This window comes from Arthrobacter sp. (assembly GCF_030540645.1).
Classification (GTDB): domain Bacteria; phylum Actinomycetota; class Actinomycetes; order Actinomycetales; family Micrococcaceae; genus Specibacter.
Window position 1 is genome coordinate 1 of the sequence record NZ_JAUNVV010000100.1, and the last position, 8,572, is coordinate 8,572.

Sequence of the window (8,572 nt, forward strand, 5' to 3'; positions counted from 1 at the left end):
TGCGGCCTCGTCGTCCCGAACGACGCGCGCTACCAAGCTGCGCCACACCCCGATCCGCTGCTTTTCGATGATCCGCGAAGATCTGGAAAAGCAACCACTAAAGACTAGCGGACGGAGGCCGTGATCGCGAAATCGGCCGGTGGGGTGGCCTTAACGCGGAAGAAGCTAGGCGGCTGCGGGTTTGAACGTGACGGTGCCGTGCTCGCCGCGAAGGACCAGCGAGTCCTTGTTCAACGTGTAGTCCAGCGGGGCGGAGAAGAAGGTGCTCACCCATTTCTCGTAGTCGCTTTGCGGGCTCTGGCAGGCCATCATGGTCATCGCCATGTTCGGGTCGACAATAAACTGCTTGTCAGTGACCTTGACAGTGCTCATGAGCGTGTTGCACGGCGTCTTGGAAGAGAAGGATAGCGCCCCATCCCGCGCCATTGTCACAAGTGTGAAGGGGTCGCTGCCCACCCAAGCCAGCTCGCCCGTCGCGTCACTGCCACTAGCTGAGCTCAAGTTCAGGCAGCTAAAGTCCTGCTCCGTGGCCGGAATGCCACCTGCCACCGGAGTGCAGTCAGCCTCGGTGGGGTTCGCCAAGTCCGTGTCGTCGCTGACCGTGGCGGAGGGGGTATCAGCGGCAGGGGTTCCTGCTGGCGTGGTGCTGCAGGCACTGGCGAGCAGCAGCGCCATGGTTGCTCCCAAAAGGACAAAATACTTCTTCATGGTGTGACGTCCTTATTTTTAGGCCCGTGGTTCATGGACTCTGGCAGATCGAACGATGGCTGAACAGCTTACGCTGCTCTGCCTCTGCAGCTCCGTCTATGACTTTGCTGTCAAGGTCAAAACTACGGCTTCCGGCCTGCAGGCGAAACGGAAGGGGGCAGTGCGTGCGGTGCCGATGCCCGCGGAGACGTTGACCGGCGTCGTACGTCCTTGGGTGTCCCAGTCGTTGAGGCCGCGTGCACGCCACGTTGGGAGGTCGCAATTGCTGACCAGGGCCCCGTAGCCGGGCAGGCAGACTTGGCCCCCGTGTGTGTGGCCAGCCAGGATCAGGTCAGCACCGTCCGCAGTGAAATGGTCAAGGACTCGCTGATAGGGGGCATGGGCAACTGCAATCTTGACGTGCGGGGCACTGTCCTGCGTTGATGAGCCGCGCGGCCAGCCAGCATAGCGTTCCCGGTTGAGGTGTGGGTCATCGACGCCGCTGAAGTCGAAGCGGATGCCCTTGAGCGGGATCGATTGGGCACGGTTGCTCAGGTTGACCCAGCCACCCAGGCCAAAGCCGGCGTGCAACGCGTCAGTGTCCAGTGGAATGGGATGGTGCCTGCCGCTGGTTTTCAGTTTGGACGGCCCGGCGAAATAGGCGAAGGGGTTCTTGAAACTGGGCGCGAAATAGTCATTGGAACCCGGCACAAAAACACCCGGAAAGTCCATGAGCGGACCCAGCGCCTCTAGCAGTGGAGCGATGGCCTCTGGATGGCTGAGGTTGTCCCCGGTATTGACCACCAAGTCTGGTTGCAATGAGGCCAGCTCCCGCAACCAGCGAATCTTCTTGCCCTGCCCTGGAGACAGGTGGATATCTGACAGATGCAGCACCGTAAAAGGGGCCGAACCGGGGGGAAGAATCGCCAGCGACTCGTCCCTGATGTCGAACCAATGGCGCTCGATAAAAGCGCCGTACGCTACGGCTCCGGCGCCAGCTGCGACGGCAAGCCCAGCCGCCGCAGCAGCGGTGGAAAAACGGGACGGGGCTGAATGCGTGCGTGACATAAGAACTGTGCTCTAATCCTTTTTCTTATCGTCGTTGTTCTTGTTGTTGGGTTTTGCCGGCTCGGCAGGCTTGGGCTGGATGATGGCTGGGGCGCTGACCATGCTTTCCGGTGGGAGGTCGAATCCGTTGACGTCAAAGAAGCCCGCAACCTGGTTCATGTAGCCCTGCCACGCCTTGCCTGCATAGGTGGCACCGTCAACGTAGCTCAGGCGTTGCCCGGCAATCAGCTTGCCGTTGTTGGATTCCTGCTTCTCCAAGATGTTGCCCACCCACGACGCGGTGGCCAAACCGCGGGTAAAGCCAATGGTCCACGTCTGCTCGGAGTTGTTGGTCGTTCCTGTTTTGGCAGCGGCCGGGTATTGCAATGGAATCTGCCAACCGGAACCGCGAATCAGCACTTCTTGCAGCACTGACGTTACGCCGGCAGCGACTTCAGGCTTCACTGTTTGCTGGCAATTGGCGCTGGGGACAGGGAACTTGTCTCCCTTGACGTTGGTGATGGACGTCAGCGCGATGGGGTCGCAGTGGATGCCGCCGGCAGCAAAGGTGGCAAAGGCAGAGGCCATGATCAGCGGAGCAACCTCGCCGGAGCCCAGAAGGGAGCTGACATAGTCAACGTTGTACGGCTGCTTTGGGTCCCCACCCAAGTGAAGCCCCGTTGCCGTCATCATCTTCTGGATGTTGCACATGTCCAGTTTCGCGGCAGTGGCAAAAGTGGCGGTGTTCAAGGAGTTGTACAAACCCTCGCGTGCGGTTACCGAGCGGTAGAAGCCGCCTTCGGCATTTTGCAGGTCATCGGCTGCTTCCGGGTTGCTGGAGTCGTAAATGCCGCCGGTAAAGCCGCAGGAATTAGTCCATTGGAAGCCGGCGGGGTAGCGGCGCACACCAGCGTTCACTACTTCGTTGATCTTGTGGCCGGAGTTCAACCATTCGGCAAAGGTGAAGGGTTTGATGGTTGAACCCACGTCAAAGCCACCAGCCCCGCCTAGAGAATTGCCGTTGACGTCCAGCCGGTCGACGTTGAAGTTGTAGTCGGTCTTCCACTGGCCCTCGGGCGGTGCCAGCTTAGTGTTCTGGGCCATGGCAAGGATGTTGCCGCTGCCCGGTTGCACCGTGACCAGCGATTGACCAACGTTGTCCGGGTTGTCGGCGGCAGGGGTGAAATTCTCAAACTGAGCCTGGGCGGCGTCCTGCAAGCCCGGATCCAGCGTGGTGGTGACGGTCAGGCCGCCCTGCAGAAGTAGTTTTTGCCGGTCCTCCGGCGTTTTGCCGTAGGCAGGATCATTGACGATCAAGTTCGTCACGTATTCGCAGAAGTACTCGGCTCGAACCGCAGTGGTGCAACCGTTTCGGTTTTGCTGGATCTTAAGACCGATTTCGGCTTTGACGGCCTCTGCATGCTGGGCTTTATCGATCATGCCCTGCTCCAACATGCGGTCAAGGACCATGTTGCGTCGGGAGAGCGCATTCTCCGGGTTGGCCACGGGGTCGTAATAAGTTGGCCTGTTCACTACGCCGGCCAACAAGGCGGCTTCCGGCAACGTCAGATCCTTGGCGTGAGTGCTGAAGTAATACGAAGCCGCGGATTCAATGCCGTAGTTGTTGTTGGCGAAGAACACCCAGTTTAGGTAGCCCTGCAGGATTTCTTCCTTGGAGTACTTCTTCTCGATGGCGATGGCGAGCTTGATTTCACGCACTTTCTCGCCAATTCCTTTATCATCACCGAGCTTGATTTTGTCATTCTCGCCATTGGCAGCATAGGTCTGAATGATGACGTTGTTCACGTACTGCTGGGTAATAGTGGACGCGCCCTGGCGGCCTCCGCCCTGGATCATGGAACCAACTGCACGCATCAGGCCGCGAGTGTCAATGCCGCCGTGTTCGTAGTAACGGGAGTCCTCCACAGCAATGATTGCGTTCTTCATGGACTCTGAAATGTCCTTGAGCGGCACCTCGGTGCGGTTCTGGTCATAGAACGTGGCCAGCACGGAGCCATCAGCAGCAACAATTTTCGACGACAGTGCCGGGGTGCCTACATTCATCTCGTCTGGAAGGTCGTCAAAAAACGAGATGGAGGAGGTTGCAGTAGTTCCTGCCAAAGCCGCTCCGGGAACCATCAATCCTGCCACCAGGACACCGCAAACGGTGCTGACGCCAAGGAATAGGACCAATTTACCGAGCGTCGTGGCGGTATCGAAAATGGGGTGTTTTTTTGCTGCCATTTTCACAGTTTACCGGCAGGGGATACGCTTTGATGTATGACCAAATGGGAGTACTCTACGATTCCGCTAATTATCCACAATACGAAGGCGATTCTGGACAGCTGGGGTGACGATGGCTGGGAGCTGGTTCAGGTCGTTGCCGGGCCTGATGGCCGGGGCCTTGTCGCCTACCTCAAACGAGAGAAGGCATAACCGTGGAAACCGCATCAAATCAAGGAACTTCACGCATCGAGGCGCGCCTCGCAGAGCTGGGCCTGAGCCTTCCTCCTGTTGCCGCGCCAGTGGCCGCCTACGTGCCGGCAGTCATTTCTGGCAACCATGTTTACACCTCGGGGCAGCTGCCCTTTATTGAAGGCAAACTCACAGCCACCGGCAAAGTAGGTGCGGGCGTGTCCGCTGAGGACGCAAAATCCATGGCCGCGACAGCCGCCATCAACGCCCTCGCGGCACTCAAGAGCGTCATTGGCGACCTTGACCGTGTGACACGCATCGTCAAGGTTGTCGGGTTCGTGGCCTCAGACCCGTCCTTCACCGGCCAGCCCGGTGTCGTCAACGGTGCTTCCGAGTTGCTCGGCGAAGTATTTGGCGAGGCAGGCATACACGCACGCTCCGCCGTCGGGGTTTCAGTCTTGCCCTTGGATTCACCCGTTGAGGTTGAGTTGGTTGCCGAGTTCCAGTAGCAATCCCGCAGGTGGGCGCCGCTCCAGCATGCGCCGCTTCCCGCTCAACGCTGATCAGCGGGAAGCGGCGCAGGCTTGGGCTGACTTTGGTGAACGCACGCCCAGCAAGCCGCGGCACGCCTCCTCGGTGGTGTTGTTGAAGGACAGCCCCAGCGGGTTGCAAACATTCATGACGTACCGTCCGGGTGGTTCACCGCTGGGTACCGTGGCGTTCCCCGGTGGCACGATTGAAACCGCGGACGACGACGTCACGGACTGGGTGGGGCCCTCGCCCGTCGCCTGGGCCAAGAGTCTGGGCACGGATGACATTGGCTTGGCCAAGCGTCACGTCGTGGCGGCCATCCGGGAAATGTTTGAGGAAACTGGCATCCTGCTGGCCGGACCCGATGCCTCCTCCCTGGTGGAGAGCATCTCCGGGCAGGAATGGATGCGGGCCAGGGAATCCATCGCCACGCAGGAGTCCACGTTTGGCGCTCTGCTTGAACGGTACGGACTGGCTCTACGCACCGACCTGCTGAAACCGCTGAGTCATTGGACCAGCCCGGATTTTGCGCACCGACGATTCGATGTCCGCTACTTTGCTGCCGCCCGGCCCGTGAACCAGGAGCTCTCGCTACTGAGCAGCAAGGGTGTGTGGGGTCGCTGGGTTAGTGCTGCGGAAGTTGTCGCTTCCCGGAACAGCTCCGTACTGGGTGATGAAATCGGCCAGCCCAACACCGTCGGCATGAGTTTGGATGAATTGCTGGTGCCCGGGGTGGAGATCATTCTGGAGAAGATCGCCGCGGCCCGGGGCTGTATTGCCTACTTGAACCACAAGCGACCCATCAACAAATACCAGCCAACACTTGTGGTTGATGCTGATGGGCAGTTCTGCCTCGAAGTTCCAGCAGTCCCCACATCAGAAGGCGCCGCCTGCCGGGAACGCTGACCCACCTACCGACGCTCCAGCACCTTTGGGGTGTTTCCTACCGACGCTCCAGCATGTTTAGGGGTCTTTTCCTTAACGCGTTTGCACTTGTGCAAACGCAGCGCACAGCGCTGCAAGAGGGTCTGGGATACTGCACCGGAAGCTGCAGGAGCGTTTCCAAATTCACACCGGAAAGTGCAGGAGCGTCGGTAGGGAGGGCGTGGGGGTTAGCGGGAGCGCTGGCGCAGACGGTTGACGTCGAGGATGACCACCGCGCGGGCTTCGAGTCGAAGCCAGCCGCGCTGGACAAATTCGGCCAGGGCCTTGTTGACGGTCTCCCGTGAAGCGCCGACCAACTGGGCCAGTTCTTCCTGCGTGAGCTCGTGTGCCACAAGAATGCCATCAGTGGCAGGACGGCCGAAGCGGTCGGCCAAATCCAGGATGGCCTTGGCAACGCGGCCGGGAACATCAGAGAACACGAGGTCGGAAAGGTTGTCGTTGGTGCGGCGCAAACGGCGTGCCAACGCCTGCAGGAGCTGCATGGACACCTCAGGGCGGTTGCGCAGCAGGGCCTTCAAGGAATCATTTTTCAGCCCGGCCAGGCGGGTTTCAGAAACTGCTGTGGCTGTGGTGCTCCGGGGTGCCGGATCAAAGAGTGCCATTTCACCGAACAACTCACCCGGACCGAGGATGGCCACCAGGGACTCACGTCCGTCGGAGGAGGTGCGGCCCAGCTTCACCTTGCCGGAGACAATGAAATACAGCTGGTCGCCCTGATCACCTTCACGGAAAACCGACGCGCCGCGGGACAGGTCGACTTCGGCCAGTTCGTCAGTCAAAAGGCGGAAAGCCTCGTCGTCGAGCGTGGCGAAAAGTGGTGCCCGGCGTAGTACCTCGATGTCCATGAAAACTCCTTGCAATATGTATTTAATCAGTTGTTACCTAATACTGATTGTTTCAGACGTTTTCTGTTTTTGTGACCAATTTGGCATTACTCTCGTTCGTTCCCAGCAAATTGTCAGTTTGGTTGACCAAAAATCCCAGACTTCGCACGGACTGCCCCGGTATCATGTGGGTCTGGGCCACAGCTTGTGCGCTGCAATGACAACGATGGGCCAATGCCCGGGAGGAGCTTCACGCAAGAGTGTTTGGTTACTCCTGGCTTGATGCGGTACTGATCCTGTGGTTGCTATGGCAGCTCATTTATGGTCTGAGGGCCGGGCTGGTTGTTGGGCTGGGCGGTTTGGCGGGTTTTGTGGCGGGCGCGGTGGGAGCATTTTTTGCCGCACCGTTTGTCAGCCAATTCGCCCCAAGCCCGGGCTGGCGGACAGCCATTGTCATTGGCTCCACCCTTTTGCTGATTGCCGTTGGGCATGCCGTGGGCATGCGGCTGGGGCGGGCTTTGGGGCGGCGGGTACATTCAGACTCAGTGCGGGCAGTGAACAGGGTCCTGGGCGGGGCGTTGAACGTCGCGGTGGGTGCGCTGGCCATTTCCGTACTGGCGTTTGGCGTGTCGAACCTGGGTATCCCGCTCGTTTCCCAACAGCTCAGCAATTCGCGGGTGATTTCCGCCATCGACACCTGGACCCCTGACCCCGTCAAGTCCGCCGTGGCCCAAATCCGTTCGCTTGTCCTGGATGAAGGCATCCCGGCGCTGTTGAACCCCGCTGGCCCCAATGTAGAAGTTGCAGCCCCCAACGCAGACACCAACACGTCCGCATGGAACACTGCCGCACAGTCGGTCATGAAGATTTCGGGGACCGCGTTCCAGTGCGGCCAAAACCAGACCGGAACGGGCTTTGTGGTTTCTCCCGGACGAGTGCTCACCAACGCCCACGTGGTGGCAGGTGTGTCCATGCCGGTGGTGCAAACGCAAACGCAGGGTGCCCTGCCGGCGCGGGTGGTGTATTTCAACCCCGTCCATGACTTGGCCATTCTCGCCGTCGACTCGCTGGAGGCGGCGCCGCTGCCCATCGCCGGGACGGTGCCGGGCAACACCGCGACGGCGTTTGCCGGGTATCCGCTGGGCGGCCCCCTGCAGGTGCGCCCAGCCACCGTGCTGTCCTCGGGACCCTTGCTGGTTCCGGACATCACCGGCAGTGCCAAGGCAGTGCTCGATGTCTATCAGCTGGCCGGCAACGTTCAGTCAGGGAACTCCGGCGGACCCCTGCTGGATCAGGACGGGCGCATTGTGGGCGTGATCTTTGCCAAGGCCACTACCGACGCCAACGTGGGCTTCGCCCTCACCATGGAGGAAGCCGGTCCCGTGATTGCCGCAGCGCCCCAGCTCAGCAGCGCAGTGGAATCAGGCACCTGCAAGGTGGGTTGAGACTTAGGACTGTGCAGGTGCCAGGGCCTTGTCAAGGACGCTGACAGCGAGCTCATAGCCGTGTACTCCTGCACCCACAATGACGGCGGTGCACACGGGCGACAAATACGAATGGTGCCTGAATTCCTCGCGTTGGTGCACGTTGGAAATGTGAACTTCCACGGCGGGCAGTTCCACCCCGGCGATCGCATCCCGCAGCGCCACCGAGGTGTGCGTATATGCTCCCGCGTTGATGATGATGCCCACGGCGCTGCCTCGCGCCGCATGGATGGCATCCACCAGTGCCCCTTCGTGGTTTGACTGCAGGCACGTGGCGCCGAAGCCGGCAGCCTCGGCAGCAGCCGTGGCGAGATGTTCGACGTCGGACAGGGTGGCCCTGCCGTAAATCTCCGGTTCGCGGGTGCCCAGCAGGTTCAGGTTGGGTCCGTTGATGATCAGCAGGGTGCCGCGGCTGGCAGCGGGGGTTGAAGTCATGGTTTAATAATGCCCCATTGAGCTGCCTGCGGGGCCGCCGTGGCTCCCGGCGGCCTGAGATCGAAGCAGCTGGGCGACACTGTTGCCTCTGGTCAAACGTGTAAGCAGATGGGAAAAACACAAAAAAGCGCAGCGTGCGTGCAACCCCCGCACGGGTGCAAACACCCACCCCCGGTGGCGGGCCCGCCATAATTTACCATCGGA

The 8,572-nt window shown here is 60.3% G+C and carries 9 protein-coding genes; 4 read left to right on the forward strand and 5 right to left on the reverse strand.

From position 1 onward, the window contains the following. Nucleotides 1-165: 165 nt before the first annotated feature. The 3 genes from Q4P21_RS14525 to Q4P21_RS14535 all read right to left on the reverse strand — a co-directional run bounded on the left by Q4P21_RS14525 (nt 166) and on the right by Q4P21_RS14535 (nt 3,978). Nucleotides 166-708: an META domain-containing protein gene (locus Q4P21_RS14525; protein WP_303389453.1), complete on the reverse strand. Its 543-nt coding sequence runs from the start codon at nt 706-708 to the stop codon at nt 166-168. 96 nt (nt 709-804) lie between these two features. Continuing rightward, the gene (locus tag Q4P21_RS14530) at nt 805-1,755 is read right to left on the reverse strand and encodes a metallophosphoesterase (RefSeq protein WP_303389454.1); all 951 of its coding nucleotides are present in this window, start codon (nt 1,753-1,755) and stop codon (nt 805-807) included. A 12-nt stretch (nt 1,756-1,767) separates the two neighbouring features. Next, nucleotides 1,768-3,978 (reverse strand): transglycosylase domain-containing protein, encoded by a 2,211-nt coding sequence (locus Q4P21_RS14535; RefSeq protein ID WP_303389455.1) that lies wholly within the window; start codon nt 3,976-3,978, stop codon nt 1,768-1,770. Between the two features lie 36 nt (nt 3,979-4,014). Here Q4P21_RS14535 and Q4P21_RS14540 point away from each other — a divergent pair, with 36 nt between their 5' ends. Genes Q4P21_RS14540 through Q4P21_RS14550 form a run of 3 tightly spaced genes read left to right on the forward strand, consistent with a single transcriptional unit; the run spans nt 4,015 to nt 5,586 of the window. Then, nucleotides 4,015-4,170 (forward strand): hypothetical protein, encoded by a 156-nt coding sequence (locus Q4P21_RS14540; protein WP_207346330.1) that lies wholly within the window; start codon nt 4,015-4,017, stop codon nt 4,168-4,170. Between the two features lie 2 nt (nt 4,171-4,172). After that, nucleotides 4,173-4,658, forward strand: coding sequence for a RidA family protein (locus Q4P21_RS14545; RefSeq protein WP_303389456.1), 486 nt, complete (start codon nt 4,173-4,175; stop codon nt 4,656-4,658). 28 nt (nt 4,659-4,686) lie between these two features. Next, a complete protein-coding gene (locus Q4P21_RS14550; protein WP_303389461.1) occupies nt 4,687-5,586 on the forward strand; it encodes an NUDIX hydrolase in 900 nt (299 codons plus the stop codon). Nucleotides 5,587-5,792: 206 nt separating this feature from the next. Here the strand turns inward: Q4P21_RS14550 and Q4P21_RS14555 are convergent, their stop codons facing one another. Further along, on the reverse strand, nt 5,793-6,470 hold the full coding sequence (locus Q4P21_RS14555) for a Crp/Fnr family transcriptional regulator (RefSeq protein ID WP_207346332.1): 678 nt from the start codon (nt 6,468-6,470) through the stop codon (nt 5,793-5,795). A 239-nt stretch (nt 6,471-6,709) separates the two neighbouring features. Between Q4P21_RS14555 and Q4P21_RS14560 the strand changes: the two genes are divergently transcribed. Next, nucleotides 6,710-7,894 carry a MarP family serine protease gene (locus Q4P21_RS14560; RefSeq protein ID WP_303389457.1) on the forward strand — a complete coding sequence of 395 codons (1,185 nt, stop codon included), beginning with the start codon at nt 6,710-6,712 and terminating at the stop codon, nt 7,892-7,894. Between the two features lie 3 nt (nt 7,895-7,897). On the opposite strand, the gene aroQ is transcribed toward Q4P21_RS14560, so the two are convergent. After that, complete coding sequence (aroQ, locus tag Q4P21_RS14565; RefSeq protein ID WP_303389458.1) at nt 7,898-8,368, reverse strand: type II 3-dehydroquinate dehydratase; 471 nt, start codon at nt 8,366-8,368, stop codon at nt 7,898-7,900. Nucleotides 8,369-8,572 lie beyond the last annotated feature (204 nt).